Below are 17,465 nucleotides of genomic sequence, written 5' to 3'. Positions count from 1 at the left end.
ATAAACTATTACTCGGTTTTTTGGTTTTTCACCAAAAAGGAACACCCACAACGAAAGGAGACGGAATGCACCACGCCACACCGCTTATCACCACCATTGTTGGTGGACTTGTGCTCGCTTTTATCCTCGGCATGATTGCTAATAAACTGCGTATTTCTCCTCTTGTCGGCTATCTGTTAGCGGGCGTACTGGCGGGACCGTTTACGCCAGGCTTCGTTGCGGATACCAAACTGGCCCCTGAGCTGGCGGAATTGGGCGTGATTCTGCTGATGTTTGGCGTCGGCCTGCATTTTTCCCTGAAGGATTTGATGGCGGTAAAGTCGATTGCCATACCCGGAGCGATCGCCCAGATAGGGGTGGCGACGCTGCTGGGGATGGCGCTTTCGGCCTTACTGGGCTGGTCGTTAATGACCGGTATCGTATTTGGGCTGTGTCTCTCAACCGCCAGTACCGTGGTGCTGCTGCGCGCGCTTGAAGAGAGGCAGCTGATAGACAGCCAGCGCGGGCAAATCGCGATAGGCTGGCTGATTGTGGAAGACCTGGTCATGGTGCTGACGCTGGTGCTGCTGCCTGCCGTCGCCGGCATGATGGAAAAAGACAATGTCGGCTTCGCTTCGCTGGCGCTGGATATGAGCATTACAATCGGGAAAGTGGTGGCGTTTATCGCCATCATGATGCTGGTAGGCCGCCGTCTGGTACCGTGGATCATGTCCCGCAGCGCGGCGACCGGCTCACGCGAGCTGTTTACCCTCTCCGTGCTGGCGCTGGCGCTGGGTATCGCGTTTGGTGCCGTTGAGCTGTTTGACGTCTCCTTTGCCCTGGGCGCGTTCTTCGCCGGGATGGTGCTGAACGAATCCGAGCTGAGCCACCGCGCGGCGCACGACACCCTGCCGCTGCGCGATGCCTTTGCCGTGCTGTTCTTCGTCTCCGTCGGGATGCTGTTTGATCCGATGGTTCTGATTCACCAGCCGCTGGCGGTGCTGGGCACGCTGGCGATCATTATCTTTGGTAAGTCGCTCGCCGCCTTCTTCCTGGTGCGAATGTTTGGCCACTCCCCGCGCACGGCGCTGACCATCGCCGCCAGCCTGGCGCAGATTGGCGAGTTCGCCTTTATTCTGGCCGGTCTGGGCATGGCCCTCAACCTGCTGCCGCAGGCCGGACAAAACCTGGTGCTGGCGGGCGCGATCCTGTCGATTATGCTGAACCCGGTGCTGTTTGCCCTGCTGGAAAAATACCTCGATAAAACCGAAACGCTGGAAGAGCAGACCCTGGAAGAGGCCATCGAAGAAGAGAAGCAGATCCCGGTGGATATTTGCAACCACGCCCTGCTGGTCGGCTTTGGCCGCGTGGGCAGCCTGCTCGGCGAGAAGCTGATGGCGCAGGGTATTCCGCTGGTGGTGATTGAAACGTCGCGCACCCGCGTCGACGAGCTGCGCGAGCGCGGCATTCGTGCGGTGCTGGGCAACGCGGCGAACGAAGAGATCATGAACCTGGCGCATCTGGACTGCGCGCGCTGGCTGCTGCTGACCATACCAAACGGCTATGAAGCGGGCGAGATCGTGGCTTCCGCGCGCGAGAAGTGCCCAAATATTGAGATTATTGCACGGGCGCATTATGACGACGAGGTGGAATACATTACCGAGCGCGGTGCGAATAAGGTGGTGATGGGCGAGCGTGAGATTGCGAACACGATGCTGACGCTGCTGGAGAATCCGCCGGTTGAAGAAGGGGTGACGGGGTAATGTGGTGCGGCCTGATGCCCTCACCCTAACCCTCTCCCACAGGGAGAGGGAACAAACACTAAAAACGGCAACCTGAGTTGCCGTTTTGCTTTTACCTGTCCCAGTACGCCTCTTCGAGGCTGTCTTCCCGTTCCGGCAGGCCACGCGTTAAGCGCGGTGAGTGCTGGTTCAGCACCTGATAGCTTACGCGGTTCGCGTATTTGCACACCTGCGCCAGCGACGAATAGGTCAGCCAGCTGAACTTGTGCTTGCTGGAGTTCGGTACGTTGGTTTTGTGGTAGGCATTGGCGGTAATATCGTGCAACAGCGCGGCCAGCGCGCCGTCGCCCGCGCCGTTGGTGTTCATGATCTTCTCCGGTCCGCCCATGTATGGCGCGATGTGAGAGTAGATCCGCAGCGGGTTGATGCAGTCCTGATGGCGCATACCGCGGCTGAACTCGTACTGGTTGAACTCGGCAATCGCGCCAGGCAGCAGCGGGTGCTGGGTTTTGCGTTTGCTCTCTTCTTCCGTAAAGCCTGCCATATACAGACCGACAGGGCCGGCGGTGCAGAGCACCAGATCCACCCAGTCCAGCGCTTTATCTGACGCCAGCAGCGGATCGCTCTCGCCGGTCAGCGCTTCCGCCTCTTCTTCATTCATTGCCAGAATGGAGACGTGCTCTTTCAGGAAGGTCTGCCACCACTCTGGGTTATCGGCAATCACGAATTTGGTGCCCAGCGTCAGAACGACGGGCACGTTGTATTTCTTCGCGTACTCAATCGCCTTCATGGTCGCCTCAGGCATTGGCTCGCCCGGCTTGCAGCGCACCAGGTACGAGGTCAGCACCAGCGCCGAGGCGCCTGCGATCACCTCTTCCGGAATACTCTCGGCACGCAGCTTGTTCATATGCCCCGGGCTGATGGCAAAGGTGCGCTCGCCGGACTCTCCGATAAGCGTAAAGCAGCGGCCAATTGGCCCGTCGACGCCCTGAAGGTAGTTCAGATCGGTGCGGCTGGAGGTGTTACACAAATAGCGGTAGGCGTAGCCGCCAATTTCAATATTGCTGCACATCACGCCGAGCAGGACCGAGCGGTCATCGGCCAGCACGGAGTAGTTGTGCATGGTATTGCCGATGGTGCCACCGGCGAACTGATGGGTGATCAGATTTTCACGCACCAGCTCCTGATAGAGCGCTTCGGCAACGTCGTCTTCAATCACCAGCGAGTGTCCGGCGCTCAGACCGTAACGGGCGACAAACGCATCATCCACTTTCGCTTCAATGTCCACCAGCGTCTGATCGATACCGACGACCCATGCCGCGCTGGTTTCATTTTCTGGCTGGATTTGCTGCAAGAGCGGATCGCGGGCATCAACGGGGAAGTAGTGTTTAGATTTACGTTTACCGGGAAATTTCATGGTCTGGACTGTGCAAGGAATAGAAGCCGGGAATGGTAGCACAAACCCGGCCTCAAGCGCGATCAGCGGCTATTCGTCACCAGCGAGACCATCATGTCGATATGCTCAGGGGAGTCGTTAAGTGCCGGAATGTACTCGTACTTCTCACCGCCGGCCTCAAGGAAGAATTCCCGGTTTTGCACCGCGATCTCCTCCAGCGTTTCCAGGCAGTCTGCCGAGAAGCCCGGCGACATCACCTGAATATGCTTCACGCCCTTCTCCCCCAGCATTTTGAGGGTTTCATCGGTGTACGGCGTCAGCCACGGCTCGCGGCCGAAGCGCGACTGGAAGGTCATCATCACCTTCTCCGGCGGCAGGCCGAGGGCGGAAACCAGCTCGCGGGTGGTATCGCGGCAGCGCTGCGGGTAATCATCCCCTTCGTTGGCGAAACGCTGCGGGATCCCGTGGTAGGAGAGCAGCAGCAGATCCGGCTCGCCGTGTTTTTCAAACGACGCGCGCGCGCTGTTGGCAAGCGCCTTGATGTAGAGGTCGTTATCCGCGTAATCGCGAATAAAGGTCACGCCCGGTATACGGCGGCGGGTCGCCAGAATGCGCGCCAGCTCATCCCAGACGGCAGCCACCGTCGAGCAGGAGTACTGCGGATAGAGCGCCAGCACGACGATGTGGTCCACGCCCTGCGCCAGCAGGGATTCCACCGCGCTTTCGAGGGACGGTTTTCCGTAACTCATGCCGAGCGCGACGGGCATATCCGGCAGGCGGGCAGCCAGCGCCTTTTCCTGGCGACGGCTGTAGACCATCAGCGGAGAACCCTCTTCCATCCAGACGGACTGATAGAGTTTGGCGACGCGCGGAGAACGGATCGGCAGAATGACGCCACGCAGCAGCGGCCACCACAGCAGTCGCGGAAAATCCACGACGCGCGTGTCGCTTAAAAATTGTCGCAGGTAGCGTTTTACCGCGTCTGATGTAGGTGCTTCTGGAGTGCCCAGATTGGCAAGCAGGATGCCGGTTTTCGCCTGACTCATTCACGCCTCTTAACCATTTGAATGGTTGTCAATTGTAGCGGAAATGCGTTTAAACGGAACCCATTGCTGTAATAGGTAAGATGAGAATATTTCTCACCCGGGGGCCCGGGTGAGAGGCGCGCGATTAGCCGAGGATTTTTTCCAGCTCTGCACGAACGTCAGCAACGGCTTTGGTGCCGTCAACTTTAGCGTATTTAGTGTTACCCGCCTGCGCTTCTTTGGTGTAGTAACCGATCAGCGGCGCGGTCATCTGATGGTATTCCACCAGGCGTTTACGCACGGTCTCTTCCTGGTCGTCTTTACGGGTGGTCAGCTCTTCGCCGGTCACGTCGTCTTTACCTTCAACCTTAGGCGGGTTGAATTTGATGTGGTAAACGCGGCCAGAAGCAGCGTGTACGCGACGACCAACGATGCGGTCAACGATCAGCTCGTCCGGTACGTCGAACTCCAGAACGTAGTCCACGTTGATGCCCGCTTCTTTCATGGCATCAGCCTGAGGAATGGTGCGCGGGAAGCCGTCCAGCAGGAAACCATTACGGCAGTCTTCCTGAGCAATGCGCTCTTTGACCAGAGCAATAACCAGCTCGTCGGTCACCAGCTTGCCTGCGTCCATGATGTCTTTCGCTTGTTTGCCCAACTCGGAGCCAGATTTAACAGCGGCGCGCAGCATGTCACCGGTGGAGATTTGCGGAATACCGTATTTCTCCATGATGAACTGAGCCTGAGTTCCTTTACCCGCGCCCGGAGCGCCAAGCAGAATAATACGCATTGCGAAAATCCCCTCAAATGTCGTTTCAATTTTTCAAAAGCGCTAAACAATACCACCAGAACGGGTGCGGCTCAAGGAAGGCGGGAAGGCTGAAACGGTTAACGGGGGGAGATTATTTGGGTTAGTGCGGTCTGGTGCCCTCACCCCGGCCCTCTCCCACGGGGAGAGGGAGAAGACCAGGGGAGGCGTGGTCAGTTACGCCAGCAGCAGCGCATTCACACGTTTAATGAAGAGGTTAGGATCTTCCAGCGTGCCGCGTTCGGCCAGCAGAGACTGGTCCAGCAGCAGCTCAACCCACTCGGCAAAGCGGGCTTCGTCCTGGGTATCCGCCGCGCGTTTCACCAGAGGATGATCCGGGTTCAGCTCAAAGATATATTTCACTTCCGGCACCGCCTGGCCCGCAGCAGCGAACAGTTTCGCCATCTGGGTGCTCATTTCATCGGCATCGGTGGTGACGATGGCCGGGGTGTCGGTCAGACGGTGGGTGAAACGCACTTCCTTCACGCGCTCGCCCAGCAGCGTTTTCACGCGCTCAATGAATGGCTCCAGCGCCTTCTCGGCTTCTTTCGCGCTTTCGTCCACTTCATCCGCCAGCTTGTCGATGGACTCGTCCGCCTTAGCGACTGACTGGAACGCCTTACCGTCGAACTCGGTCAGGTAGTTCATCATCCACTCGTCGATGCGGTCAGAAAGCAGCAGCACTTCGATGCCTTTCTTGCGCAACAGCTCGAGGTGCGGGCTGCTCTTCGCCGCCGCGTAGCTGTCCGCGGTGATGTAGTAGATCTTCTCCTGCCCTTCCTTCATGCGCGACACGTACTCTTCCAGCGACACGGTCTGCGCGGAGGAGTCGGTGTGCGTAGAGGCGAAGCGCAACAGTTTGGCGATCGTTTCAACGTTCGCGGTGTCTTCAGCCGGACCTTCTTTCAGCACCAGGCCGAACTGTTTCCAGAAGGTCTGATATTTTTCCGCATCGTCTTTCGCCAGTTTTTCCAGCATCTGCAGCGCACGTTTGGTCAGGGCGTTGCGCAAGTTACGGGTGACGGTGCTGTCCTGCAGAATTTCGCGGGAGACGTTCAGCGGCAGATCGTTGGAATCTATCAGGCCGCGCACAAAGCGCAGGTAGTTCGGCATGAACTGCTCGGCATCGTCCATGATGAAGACGCGCTGCACGTACAGCTTCAGGCCGTGCTTATGATCGCGGTTCCACATGTCCCACGGTGCCTGTGCCGGAATGTACAGCAGGCTGGTGTACTCCTGCTTACCTTCGACACGGTTGTGGCTCCAGGTCAGCGGGTCGGTAAAGTCGTGGGCGATGTGCTTGTAGAATTCGTTGTACTCGTCGTCTTTGATCTCAGACTTGTTGCGCGTCCACAGCGCCTGCGCCTTGTTGATTTTCTCCCAGGAGACCACGGTTTCACCGTCTTTCTCTTCCTGTTTTTCAATCTCTACCGGCAGCGCGATGTGGTCGGAATACTTGCTGATGATGGAGCGAACGCGCCAGTCATTCAGGAAATCATCTTCCCCTTCACGCAGGTGCAGGGTGATTTCGGTGCCGCGATCCGCTTTGGTGATGTCATCAACGGTGTATTCACCTTCACCTTTAGACTCCCACAGCACGCCGTTCTCGGCGCTGTCGCCCGCGGCGCGGGTGCGCACGGTGACTTTATCCGCCACAATGAACGCCGAGTAGAAACCGACGCCGAACTGACCGATCAGCTGGCTGTCTTTCGCCTGGTCAGAACCCATGGACTCAAGGAACGCTTTGGTACCGGATTTCGCGATGGTCCCGAGGTGGTCGATCACCTCGTCGCGGTTCATCCCAATGCCATTATCAGCGATGGTCAGGGTGCGGTTCTCTTTATTAAACGAGACGCGCACGCGTAGCTCACCGTCGCCTTCGTACAGATCCGGGTTGGACAGCGCGCGGAAGCGCAGCTTGTCCGCCGCATCCGAGGCGTTGGAAATCAGCTCGCGCAGGAAAATTTCTTTGTTGGAATACAGGGAATGGATCATCAGGTGCAGAAGCTGTTTTACTTCTGACTGGAAACCACGGGTTTCTTGTCCTTTCATCTATGTCGACCTCAACAATGCCATTTAATGGGGTTTTAAAACGTTGAGTGAGAGATGGGGATAAGGGGAGAAATTTTCAAGCGGAGGCGGCTCGCGCAGCCTCCGTTTGGTCAGAAAATAATCTTGTGACGTCCGGCCAGAGAGTGGGACAGCGTGGTGCCGTCCACCATCTCCAGCTCGCCGCCCACCGGCACGCCGTGGGCTATGCGGCTGGCGTCAACGCCGTACTGCGAGCACAGCTCGGCGATGTAGTTAGCGGTCGCTTCCCCTTCCACCGTGGGGTTGGTGGCGAGGATAACCTCTTTGATCGTTTCGGACTCAAGGCGCTGTTCAAGGCGGTCAAGACCAATATCGTCCGGGCCAATACCGTCCAGCGGGGAGAGATGCCCCATCAGCACGAAATAGCGGCCGGAAAACTGTCCGGTTTGTTCGATGGCGTAGATGTCCGCAGGACTCTCCACCACGCAAATCTGACCGTTTTCCTGACGACGCGGGTTCGTGCAGATGTTACAAACATCCTGCTCGGTGAAGGTACGGCAATCCGCACAGTGACCAATTTCTGACATGGCGCGGGTTAAAGCCTGCGCCAGGCGCATCCCGCCGCTGCGGTCGCGCTGCAATAGCGTAAACGCCATGCGCTGCGCCGACTTCGGGCCAACGCCCGGCAGGCAGCGCAGTGCTTCCATTAACTGCGTGAGCAGCGGACTGGTTTGCATCAGAATGGCATCTTGAAGCCAGGCGGCAGCTGCATACCGCTGGAAACAGAGGCCATTTTCTCTTTCTGAGTTTCGTCGATACGGCGCGCAGCATCGTTAAACGCAGCGGCAACCAGATCTTCCAGCATCTCTTTGTCGTCTTCGAGCAGGCTCGGGTCGATTTCAACGCGACGGCAGTTGTGCGCACCGTTGATGGTCACTTTGACCAGACCGGCACCGGACTCACCCGTGACTTCCATCTGAGCGATCTCTTCCTGCATCTTCTGCATTTTTTCCTGCATCTGCTGAGCCTGCTTCATCAGGCCACCCAGACCGCCTTTTCCACCAAACATAGGCTTCTCTCTTCTTTCACGTTTAAGGATTACAACCGTAAGTCAGACTCACGATCAAATGGGGCGAATACTCTCTTCATCCAGATCGGCGTCGAAGAACCGGCGCAGGGTCTGAATGTTGTTATCCGCAATAATCGCCTCGCGCGCCTGCGCGAGCTTTTCTTCATAAATGGCCTGACGCCACTCCAGCGGCGTTTTCACTGCCGGATTATCATCTTCAATGATAGTCAATTCAACCGGTGAACCCTGTAAAGCGGCCAGCGCCTCGGCCAGCGCCTTTTGCGCACCGGGTGAATTCAGGTGGCGTTGACCCGGACGCAGGTGCAAACGCACCTGATTGCCGTCCTGCTCTTTCCAGGCATTCAGCGCGACCTGCTCGACCAGCTTCGGCAGCTGGAGTTTGCTGACCTCGGCGGCCCAGGCGTCGCGCGCAATGGACTCTTCGGCAAGCTTCGCGGAAAGCTCCGGCGTTTTCTCATGCTCCAGCGCCTTTTTCAGCGCCTTAGGCGTGGCGACCTCTTCCTTCACCGTTTCGATGATGGTGGTCGCCTTCCAGCGGTAAGCCTCTTCTTTCACCGGGGCTTTCTGCTCGAGCGCGGACGGTGCAGGACGCGACTGTACGCGCTCCGTTACCGAGGCCAGTCGTTCAAGCGCGGCGTTGTTCACCGGCCGCGCTCTTCCTGGCGCTGCCGGTTCACTCTTTTTTGGTTTGGTTACTCCCTGCGCGCGCTGCAGCTGGCTGCGTGCGGCAAGCACCGAACTGGTGGCATCCGACAGCGGCACGTTTTGCGGCGGCGGCGTCGGCTGCGGCGGTACCTGCTGCGGCGACATCACCGCCGTAGGGGCGACCGGCGCGAAAGACTGCCGTGGCACCTCAGGCTCTGGCAGCGGCATCCGCGGATGGAACGCCAGCGCGCGCAGCAGCGTCATTTCAACGCCCATCCGGGGATCCGGCGCGAACGGTAACTCTTTGCGGCCAATCAGCAGCGTCTGGTAATACAGCTGCACGTCGGCAGGCGGCACGGTGCGGGCGAGCTCACGCATCCGCTGTTCAATGGCGGCCATATCCGCGCCAATGGCTGACGGAGAAAGCTGCAGCATCGCCACGCGGTGCAGCAGGCTGAGCATCTCAACCAGCAGCCCTTCCCATTCAATCCCCCGGGCAGCGGCCGCATTCACCAGCGACATCACGCGCTCCCCGTTGGCGGCAATCATCGCTTCGATAAGCGAAAGCGCCTGATCGTCATCCAGCGTACCGAGCATGGTGCTGACCGCCTCGGTGGAGAGCTTGCCGTCACCGCTGGCAATCGCCTGATCGGTCAGGCTGAGCGCATCACGCAGGCTGCCGTCCGCCGCGCGGGCCAGCAGCTGCAGGGCGCGCGGTTCGTGGACAATTTTCTCTTCATCAAGAATGTGCTCAAGCTGCGCGCGGATCTGCTCAACGTCCAGCGCCTTCAGGTGGAACTGCAGGCAGCGCGACAGGATCGTGACCGGCAGCTTTTGCGGATCGGTGGTCGCCAGCAGGAATTTAACGTGCGCGGGCGGCTCTTCCAGCGTTTTCAGCAGGGCGTTGAAGCTGTGGCGCGACAGCATGTGCACTTCATCGATCAGGTAGACCTTGAAGCGGCCGCGCGCCGGAGCGTACTGAACGTTGTCCAGCAGGTCGCGGGTATCTTCAACTTTGGTGCGCGAGGCGGCGTCGATCTCGATCAGATCGACAAAACGCCCCTGCTCGATCTCGCGGCAGTTATCGCACACGCCGCACGGCGTGGCGGTGATCCCGGTTTCGCAGTTGAGACCTTTTGCCAGCAAACGGGCAATAGAGGTCTTACCGACGCCGCGGGTGCCGGAGAAAAGATAAGCGTGATGGATGCGACCTAGCGACAAGCCGTTCGCCAGGGCCGTCAGCACATGCTCCTGACCGACAACGTCAGCAAAGGTTTGTGGTCGCCATTTACGGGCTAACACCTGATAACTCATGGGCAGGCTCTGCAACGCTGGAAGGTGAATTTATGGAGGGGAATGCTATCACAACCTCACCCATTGAGCGAGGTTGTGAAAACCGGGATTAATGACCCGGGAAAGGCACCAGGCTGTAGCTGGTAATGCCCTGTTTTTCCAGGCGCTGTTCACCGCCGAGATCGAACAGGTTGATGATGAAGGCCGCGTCGGTCACTTCACCACCCAGACGACGGATCAGCTTCACGGTCGCTTCGATAGTGCCGCCGGTTGCCAGCAGATCGTCAACCACCAGCACTTTGTCGCCCGGCTTGATCGCATCAACGTGGATTTCCAGCTGATCGGTGCCGTACTCCAGCTCGTAGCTCTCCGCGATGGTTTCACGCGGCAGTTTGCGCGGCTTGCGCACCGGCACAAATCCCACGCCCATTGCCAGCGCAACCGGTGCGCCAAACAGGAAGCCACGGGCTTCGGTACCTACTACTTTGGTGATCCCGGCGTTTTTATAACGCTCTACCAGCAGTTCAATGCTGAGCGCGTACGCTTTCGGGTCTTCCAGCAAGCTGGTGACATCACGGAAAAGAATGCCAGGCTTTGGATAGTCCTGGATGCTTTTGATGCTGTTTTTCAGATATTCAAGCTGCTGTGCAGTTGCGGTCATCGGTTTGTGCCTAAATGAAACAGTGTTACTCACGGCGCGCAACGAGTCGGCCAAGGCAACAATTGTTTAACCTTTGACCAGGCGCACCTGTGCTCGAAAACGGTCGAATTTACTGGCTGCGCGTGATAATTGCAACAGCCATGATGAGGCTTCAGTGCTTTTGTTGCTTTTCATCAACCACGGGGATCCGCCACATGAAGATAAGCAGACAGGTCAGGATGACCAGCAGCAGGATCCGCACCCACATCATTTTCACCATCCATAATGAAATAGCGAAGGTGATGAGGATCACCGCGATCGCGCGCGGCTTCGCCCCGGGCGGCATGGCCCGGTGTTTTTGCCAGTGCCGCAGATAGCCGCCAAACCATGAGCGGTACAGCAGCCAGTGGTGAAAACGCGGCGACGAGCGGGCGAAGCACCAGGCCGCCAGCAGGATAAACGGCGTGGTCGGCAGTAAGGGTAAAACCACACCCAGCGTGCCAAGCACTACCGCGAGCCAGCCAATGATGATTAAAATAGTACGCTGCATAATGCGAATCGTTATCAAACTGAACGGCTACTTTACCACTGGAGAGCGCCTTGAAAACAGACTTGCTTCTGGAGATGCTGCAAAAACAGCTGACCACTCTGCGAGCCGAGGCCACCCCTCTGCTGGGGCACGCCACGCTGAAGCCGCGCTTTGACCGGCAGCTTTTTCGCACCCGCAGTACGGTAATCGAGGATTATATCGCTGAAGCGCAGACCCATCTCGACGAGCTTCGCCATGCCGTTGAGCGTGAACAGCACGAACAGGTGACGTGGCTTGCGGAGCATCTTACTGAGCAGATCACCGCTCTGCACCGCGAAATTGCCGCCTGGCCGCTGCGCGCCTGGGACAGCGCCTCGCCAGGGCTTGCCAAATGGCAACGCAAGCGGCTGGAGAACCAGGAATTTGAACGCCGGCTGTTTGAGATGAAGCGCGAACGCGAAGTGCGGCTGAACAACAGCGAAACGCTGGAAGAGCAGCAGCTATTGATGCGCGAGATTAGCGCGCTGGAAGGACGCATCGTCCGCTGCCGTCAGGCGCTGGATGAGATTGAACGCGTCATTGAACGTTTGACCCGTTAACAGGAGCTCTACTCATGTCACTGGAAAATGCACCCGATGAGGTCAAACTGGCCGTCGATTTGATTATGCTGCTGGAGAATCATGAGATCCCCGCCGAGACGGTGCTTAAGGCGCTGGAGATTGTGCGGCGGGATTTTGAGGGAAAACTACCCTCACCCCAGCCCTCTCCCTGAGGGAGAGGGAGAAAATCGTTCCCTCGCCCCTGAGGGCAGAGGGAAATAGATTAGGCAGGAGTGGGATCGTCACCCTTAATCTCACGCTTCACTTCCGTATGCTCATCGCCTTTCTCGTTGCGGAGATGAACCTCAAGCTGGTTGAAGGCGATATTAATATCGTTTTCACGACACAGGCGATCGATAGAACGGTTCAGTTCATCTACCGTGTAGCTGCGATCGCGCAGCTCGCGCACGTATAAACGCAGCTCGTGATCCAGCGTGCTCGGCCCAAAGGTGGTGAAGAACACCGCCGGGGCAGGATCGTGCATCACTTTCGGATGTTCTGACGCCGCCTTCAGCAGCACCTCTTTCACCTTCTCCAGATCCGATCCATAGGCGACGCCCAGGCGGATCACCACGCGCGTTACCGTATCGGAGAGCGACCAGTTGATTAGACGCTCGGTCACAAACGCTTTGTTCGGGATGATCACCTCTTTGCGATCGAAGTCGGTGATGGTGGTAGCACGAATACGGATCTTGCTGACCGTACCGGAGAAAGTGCCGATAGTGACGGTATCGCCGATACGAACAGGACGTTCAAACAGGATGATCAGGCCGGACACAAAGTTACCGAAGATCTCCTGCAGGCCAAAACCAAGACCAACCGAGAGGGCGGCCGCCAGCCACTGCAGTTTATCCCAGGAGACGCCAAGTGAGCCAAAGACCGTCATCGCCCCGGCAATGATGATGACGTAGTTGAGGATCGTGGTAATGGCGTACGACGCCCCCTGACGCAGGTTCAGACGCGACAGGACCAGCACTTCCAGCAGGCCTGGCAGGTTGCGAATCAGCGCCCAGGCCACGACCGACGACACCAGTGCAAACAGCAGGCTGCCCATGGTCACGCTTTTCATTACCGCCGCACCGGCTTCGGTTCCGTTGTATTGCCAGAGGGTAATACTGTCGAGATAGGCGAAAACGGTAATAAGATCGGACCAGATGGCCCAGAACATCACGGCAAACAGGGCAATCATCACCAGCATGGTGATACGCAGCGTCTGCTGGTTAACCTGCTCCAGCGCGATGGTCGGCTCTTCCTGCGGCTCTGCCCCTTCGGCCCCCTCTTTCACCTGATGCTGACGACGCGCGATGGCGCGGCGATAGGCAATGCGGCGCGCTGCCACGCTCAGGCCGCGCAGTACGGTCTGATAGAGCAGGTTCCAGACGATGACCAAATAGACCGTTTCAATCCAGCGCCCGGACAGGCGCAGCGTGGTGTAGAAGTAGCCCGTTGCCGTGAGCACCATCAGCGCCAGCGGAATGATCGCCAGAACCGTCACGGTGGCCAGACGAATATTGTGGGACTCTTTATCACGCCAGCTGTCGCGGCACATCGGCCACATCAGGATAGCAATCAGCAGCAGGTTCAGCAGGATCACCAGCTGGCCCAGCACGTCATCCATCAGATGCAGCGGGGAAAGTTCAGAGACAACCGACCAGAAGTGCAGCGGCAGGAGCGCCAGGCTGATGCGCACAATCTGACGACGCCAGTGGCTGGTCAGCTGTGCAGGCATATTGAAATGGCGCACGGCCACGCCGTCTTTTTCCAGCACCTTCCAGCAGACGCCGAACACCAGCCAGAACAGCGCAAGTTTTTTACTGAACGCCCACAGCAAATCGCTGACGTTGAGCTGCATGGTGAGCAGAATCAGGCCCACAGCCAGAATAATCAGGCACACCGGCAGGGCGCGAATGAGATCGATCAGAATCGCTTTTGGCGTATGGAGCTGGCTATCGTTTCGCAGCTGCCCCACTTCGGAGGCCAGCTTTGCCTGGTATTTTTTCAGCCAGCCCAAACGCCAGCGAATCAGGCCCGCAATCAGCAGCAGCGGTAACCCCGCCAGCAGGGCAATCGTCACCGCGGGCCAGGCTTTCTCCCAGTTCACGGTAATCTTCATGCTCTTGATCTGCGTTTTCAGCGTCTCAGGGAAGGATTTAATCCAGTCCCAGTCCATCGGTTTATTGCTGTTTACCCAGAAAATCTGCTGGGTCAGGATCTCCTGCAGACTTTTCGAAACGCTCACCAGCTGCTGCTGGTTGATCTGCAGGTTAATGGCCATCATCAGCTGGTTACCCAGCTGTTTGTTGAGCTGGTCCAGCAGCTCGCGACGCATATCAACGACCTGGAGCAGCGCGTCGTGCACTTCCGGGTTCACGTCGCTGGAGTGCCCCTCTTCAATTTTGGCGACAAAGGCATCGCTCTGGAAAAGGGCATCGCGCTGCTGGTTGACGTCAAATTGTTCAAGACGTAAATCCGCAATGCGGTTGGTCATGTCCTCCAGCTCATCGGCGGAGGGGAGCGTCTGCTGCTGCTGGTAGAGAATACGCGACAGCAGAAGGCTGCCTTTCAGGACCGCGATCTGCTCTTTGATATTGCGTTCCGCCTGCAGCGCGCGGTCCAGCCAGTTTTTGACTTTGATATTTTGCTGGACCAGCGAGTTGCCGCTTTCCGTCGCCACAATCAGGCGCTGGCTAAGCTGGTGGTTAGCCTCGAGCTCCTGCTTCACCAGCGGATTCGCCTGAATACGGGCGGTTTCGTCAGGCGATACGGCCTCCTGAGCGGTTTTTTCCGTCAGCGTCAGGCGTTTACTGTTAACCGCCTCCTGCAACAGCTGGAGCTGGTGTTCGAGGCGATTAATATTCGCGGTGACGTAATCACGCTGTTTCTGCAGCGTATCCTGCAGCACCGTATTCCCTTCCAGGCTTTTACGCTGCTGTTCGATTTGCGCGTTGAGCAGCGTCTGCTGAACCAGCAGCAGGGTTTGCTGCGTCGGGCGCAGCGTGCCTTCCCCTACCGTTGTGCCGTTCAGGCGGTTGCGGACCTGCTGCAGCTGCTGAGACGCGGAGTACATCAGATTTTGCACGCGCTCCGGCTGGGTTTGCAGGGAGACAAGCTGACTGTTATACGTTGCGAGGTCGGACTGCGCGGTTTGCAGGTCGTCGAGTAACTGCGCGACGCGCGACTCCAGCTGGCGTAAAGAGAGCGTCGAGAGCGTCTTGCGCGTTTCGTCGTCGTTATCCACGTCGCTCAGGGCGTTCAGCGATTCCGTCGCTTTGCGCATGTTTTCAGGGGCCTGCGCCACCTTCTGGCGAAGCTGGGCGGTTTCTGCTTTGATGCGCTCGATTTTATCCAGCGTTTCCAGCGTTTCCGTCAGATCCTGCTGGATGAGTTTATCCAGAGGAGAAAGCTCTTTTTGCTTGTTCAGCGTGTCGAGCTGCGACTGAACATCGCTGCGCGAGGGGATATCATTGCTGTTATCGGCGCGGGCCCAGGTCAGCGGCGCCGTAGCGAAGAAAAATAGCATCGCAAAGAGCAATGCAATTACAGGATGTTGCGAGCGATTGATGGGCAGCATAGTTGTGAATGATGTCAGAAGACGACCGAAAATAGTCCGGCGTGAAGAATATCACGCTCGCCTGAAGCAGAATAGCGCGAACGTGAGCCTCTGAGATAAATCCTGGAACCGCTCAGGCAGTGAGAGAAGATGTATCACTACGCAGCGTGGGGCAGAGCTGAAGCATTTCCAGTAAAATTGCCACGTAGCTGCGGGCTTCCTCTTTCAGGTCAAAGGATTGCGGGGAAAATAGCCAGTTTTCCATTAGGCCTGAAATGTAGCTGCGCATCAGGATAGCCGCCCGGCGGGTCAAGAGATTGGCCGGTAACAGATTTGCCTGCATGCACAGGTTCAGATTCTGTTCAATGCGGTCATAGCTCTCCAGACTAAGGCTACGTTGCGCCTGCTGCACCACCGCCATTTCGCCAACGAACTCGCATTTATGAAAGATAATTTCCATCATTAATCTGCGACGTTCTTCAACTACCGTCGCTTCAAGGATATATACTAATATTTCTCTCAATACTGAGAGTGGATCGTCGGGGAATTTTGCCCGATACTCACTCTCGAGATCGCTAATGCTGGACTCTGAAAGCTCCCAGATTTCACTGAACAGATCTGACTTGTCTTTAAAATGCCAGTAAATCGCTCCCCGCGTTACACCGGCAGCCTGAGCAATCTGCGCCAGCGAGGTTGACGAAACACCTTGCTGAGAAAACAAACGTATTGCCACATCCAGAATGTGTTGTCGGGTTTCCAGCGCTTGTTGTTTGGTTTTTCGTGCCATAGGTGAGTGAATTTACAGGAGTCAGATTTACATACATTTGTGAATGTATGTACCATAGCATGACGATAATATAAACGCAGCAATGGGTTTTAGACTCAGGACCCTTGATCAATTTGAAATCGGACACTCGAGGTTTATATATGAACAAAAACAGAGGGTTAACGCCTCTGGCGGTCGTTCTGATGCTCTCAGGCAGCTTAGCGCTAACAGGATGTGACGACAAACCGGCTCAACAAGGAGCTCAGCAGGCGCCAGAAGTAGGCGTCGTGACGCTCAAATCTGAACCTCTACAAATCACCACCGAATTACCAGGCCGCACAAATGCGTACCGCATTGCGGAAGTTCGTCCTCAGGTTAGCGGCATTATCCTGAAGCGTAACTTTACCGAAGGCGGTGATGTGAAGGCCGGTGAGTCTCTGTATCAGATTGATCCAGCAACCTATCAGGCATCGTATGAAAGCGCCAAAGGTGACCTGGCAAAAGCACAGGCTGCGGCCAAAATTGCCCAGCTGACGCTGAACCGCTATCAAAAACTGCTTGGTACCAAATACATCAGCCAACAGGACTACGATACAGCCCTGGCGGATGCCCAGCAGGCTAACGCGGCCGTAGTGGCAGCCAAAGCGGCAGTCGAAACCGCCCGCATTAACCTGGCCTATACCAAAGTGACCTCCCCTATTAGCGGTCGTATTGGTAAGTCTTCCGTCACGGAAGGGGCACTGGTGCAGAACGGTCAGACCACTGCGCTGGCAACCGTGCAGCAGCTTGATCCGATCTACGTCGACGTGACGCAGTCCAGCAATGATTTCCTGCGCCTGAAACAGGAGCTGGCTAATGGCACCCTGAAACAGGAAAACGGCAAAGCCAAAGTGGAGCTGATTACCAACGACGGTATCAAGTTCCCGCAGGAAGGTACGCTGGAATTCTCTGACGTGACGGTCGACCAGACCACCGGTTCCATCACCTTACGTGCGATTTTCCCGAACCCTGACAAAAATCTGCTGCCAGGTATGTTTGTTCGCGCGCGTCTGGAAGAAGGAACGAATCCAACCGCCCTTCTGGTTCCACAGCAGGGTGTGACCCGTACGCCACGCGGCGATGCGAGCGCACTGGTTGTTGGGGCAGATGACAAAGTCGAAACGCGCAATATCACCGCTACCCAGGCGATTGGCGATAAATGGCTGGTGACGGAAGGTCTGAAAGATGGCGATCGCGTGATTGTTACTGGTTTGCAAAAAGTTCGTCCTGGCGCGCAGGTTAAAGCACAGGAAGTGAAATCTGACGATAAACAACAAGCTTCGGCCGCTGGCCAGTCAGAACAAACCAAGTCTTAACTTAAACAGGAGCCGTT

At 57.1% G+C, this 17,465-nt stretch carries 14 protein-coding genes, 1 pseudogene and 1 other annotated feature; of the genes and pseudogenes, 4 read left to right on the top strand and 11 right to left on the bottom strand.

The window, feature by feature from the left end:
* The first annotated feature begins 65 nt into the window (after positions 1-65).
* Positions 66-1,742 carry a YbaL family putative K(+) efflux transporter gene (gene ybaL, locus AC3WOK_RS16660; RefSeq protein WP_059311191.1) on the top strand — a complete coding sequence of 559 codons (1,677 nt, stop codon included), beginning with the start codon at positions 66-68 and terminating at the stop codon, positions 1,740-1,742.
* Between the two features lie 91 nt (positions 1,743-1,833).
* On the opposite strand, the gene AC3WOK_RS16655 is transcribed toward ybaL, so the two are convergent.
* The 9 genes from AC3WOK_RS16655 to AC3WOK_RS16615 form a co-directional block, all read right to left on the bottom strand.
* Positions 1,834-3,138: an inosine/guanosine kinase gene (locus tag AC3WOK_RS16655; protein ID WP_492354824.1), complete on the bottom strand. Its 1,305-nt coding sequence runs from the start codon at positions 3,136-3,138 to the stop codon at positions 1,834-1,836.
* 62 nt (positions 3,139-3,200) lie between these two features.
* Entirely contained in the window at positions 3,201-4,163 is a 963-nt protein-coding gene (gene hemH, locus AC3WOK_RS16650; RefSeq protein WP_014882814.1) for a ferrochelatase, read from the bottom strand.
* A gap of 124 nt (positions 4,164-4,287) precedes the next feature.
* On the bottom strand, positions 4,288-4,932 hold the full coding sequence (gene adk / locus AC3WOK_RS16645) for an adenylate kinase (RefSeq protein WP_006809841.1): 645 nt from the start codon (positions 4,930-4,932) through the stop codon (positions 4,288-4,290).
* A gap of 195 nt (positions 4,933-5,127) precedes the next feature.
* A complete protein-coding gene (htpG, locus tag AC3WOK_RS16640; RefSeq protein ID WP_047347245.1) occupies positions 5,128-7,002 on the bottom strand; it encodes a molecular chaperone HtpG in 1,875 nt (624 codons plus the stop codon).
* A gap of 110 nt (positions 7,003-7,112) precedes the next feature.
* The gene (recR, locus tag AC3WOK_RS16635) at positions 7,113-7,718 is read right to left on the bottom strand and encodes a recombination mediator RecR (RefSeq protein ID WP_008499298.1); all 606 of its coding nucleotides are present in this window, start codon (positions 7,716-7,718) and stop codon (positions 7,113-7,115) included.
* Positions 7,718-8,050 (bottom strand): YbaB/EbfC family nucleoid-associated protein, encoded by a 333-nt coding sequence (locus AC3WOK_RS16630; protein ID WP_014882811.1) that lies wholly within the window; start codon positions 8,048-8,050, stop codon positions 7,718-7,720. Before AC3WOK_RS16630 ends, recR begins: the two co-directional genes overlap by 1 nt.
* A gap of 54 nt (positions 8,051-8,104) precedes the next feature.
* On the bottom strand, positions 8,105-10,030 hold the full coding sequence (gene dnaX, locus AC3WOK_RS16625; RefSeq protein WP_063429282.1) for a DNA polymerase III subunit gamma/tau: 1,926 nt from the start codon (positions 10,028-10,030) through the stop codon (positions 8,105-8,107).
* Positions 8,711-8,775: a sequence feature (DnaX frameshifting element), on the bottom strand. Its footprint overlaps the gene before it by 65 nt.
* An 88-nt stretch (positions 10,031-10,118) precedes the next feature.
* Positions 10,119-10,670 carry an adenine phosphoribosyltransferase gene (gene apt / locus AC3WOK_RS16620; protein ID WP_000127359.1) on the bottom strand — a complete coding sequence of 184 codons (552 nt, stop codon included), beginning with the start codon at positions 10,668-10,670 and terminating at the stop codon, positions 10,119-10,121.
* 151 nt (positions 10,671-10,821) lie between these two features.
* Positions 10,822-11,199: a DUF454 family protein gene (locus AC3WOK_RS16615; protein ID WP_047347247.1), complete on the bottom strand. Its 378-nt coding sequence runs from the start codon at positions 11,197-11,199 to the stop codon at positions 10,822-10,824.
* A 50-nt stretch (positions 11,200-11,249) separates the two neighbouring features.
* On the opposite strand from AC3WOK_RS16615, the gene priC reads away from it, so the two are divergent.
* Together priC and rsmS are read left to right on the top strand one after the other, a co-directional pair.
* The gene (gene priC / locus AC3WOK_RS16610; protein ID WP_047347248.1) at positions 11,250-11,777 is read left to right on the top strand and encodes a primosomal replication protein N''; all 528 of its coding nucleotides are present in this window, start codon (positions 11,250-11,252) and stop codon (positions 11,775-11,777) included.
* Positions 11,778-11,791: 14 nt separating this feature from the next.
* A pseudogene (gene rsmS, locus AC3WOK_RS16605) lies at positions 11,792-11,999 on the top strand (pleiotropic regulatory protein RsmS).
* Position 12,000: 1 nt separating this feature from the next.
* Here rsmS and mscK read toward each other — a convergent pair.
* Positions 12,001-15,348, bottom strand: coding sequence for a mechanosensitive channel MscK (mscK, locus tag AC3WOK_RS16600; RefSeq protein ID WP_063429278.1), 3,348 nt, complete (start codon positions 15,346-15,348; stop codon positions 12,001-12,003).
* Positions 15,349-15,460: 112 nt separating this feature from the next.
* A complete protein-coding gene (gene acrR / locus AC3WOK_RS16595; protein ID WP_047347251.1) occupies positions 15,461-16,114 on the bottom strand; it encodes a multidrug efflux transporter transcriptional repressor AcrR in 654 nt (217 codons plus the stop codon).
* A gap of 140 nt (positions 16,115-16,254) precedes the next feature.
* Between acrR and acrA the strand changes: the two genes are divergently transcribed.
* Positions 16,255-17,448 carry a multidrug efflux RND transporter periplasmic adaptor subunit AcrA gene (gene acrA / locus AC3WOK_RS16590; protein WP_023310601.1) on the top strand — a complete coding sequence of 398 codons (1,194 nt, stop codon included), beginning with the start codon at positions 16,255-16,257 and terminating at the stop codon, positions 17,446-17,448.
* The last annotated feature ends 17 nt before the right edge of the window (positions 17,449-17,465 follow it).

Source organism: Enterobacter sp. FW301-JW81 (assembly GCF_058788735.1).
Note: the sequence above shows the minus strand (reverse complement) of the source record. Positions and strands in the feature narration are given on the sequence as shown.

Coding starts and splice junctions, on each gene's coding strand:
- ybaL (WP_059311191.1), top strand. CDS start 66: ATGCACCACGCCACACCGCTTATCACCACCATTGTTGGTGGACTTGTG.
- AC3WOK_RS16655 (WP_492354824.1), bottom strand. CDS start 3,138: ATGAAATTTCCCGGTAAACGTAAATCTAAACACTACTTCCCCGTTGAT.
- hemH (WP_014882814.1), bottom strand. CDS start 4,163: ATGAGTCAGGCGAAAACCGGCATCCTGCTTGCCAATCTGGGCACTCCA.
- adk (WP_006809841.1), bottom strand. CDS start 4,932: ATGCGTATTATTCTGCTTGGCGCTCCGGGCGCGGGTAAAGGAACTCAG.
- htpG (WP_047347245.1), bottom strand. CDS start 7,002: ATGAAAGGACAAGAAACCCGTGGTTTCCAGTCAGAAGTAAAACAGCTT.
- recR (WP_008499298.1), bottom strand. CDS start 7,718: ATGCAAACCAGTCCGCTGCTCACGCAGTTAATGGAAGCACTGCGCTGC.
- AC3WOK_RS16630 (WP_014882811.1), bottom strand. CDS start 8,050: ATGTTTGGTGGAAAAGGCGGTCTGGGTGGCCTGATGAAGCAGGCTCAG.
- dnaX (WP_063429282.1), bottom strand. CDS start 10,030: ATGAGTTATCAGGTGTTAGCCCGTAAATGGCGACCACAAACCTTTGCT.
- apt (WP_000127359.1), bottom strand. CDS start 10,670: ATGACCGCAACTGCACAGCAGCTTGAATATCTGAAAAACAGCATCAAA.
- AC3WOK_RS16615 (WP_047347247.1), bottom strand. CDS start 11,199: ATGCAGCGTACTATTTTAATCATCATTGGCTGGCTCGCGGTAGTGCTT.
- mscK (WP_063429278.1), bottom strand. CDS start 15,348: ATGCTGCCCATCAATCGCTCGCAACATCCTGTAATTGCATTGCTCTTT.
- acrR (WP_047347251.1), bottom strand. CDS start 16,114: ATGGCACGAAAAACCAAACAACAAGCGCTGGAAACCCGACAACACATT.
- acrA (WP_023310601.1), top strand. CDS start 16,255: ATGAACAAAAACAGAGGGTTAACGCCTCTGGCGGTCGTTCTGATGCTC.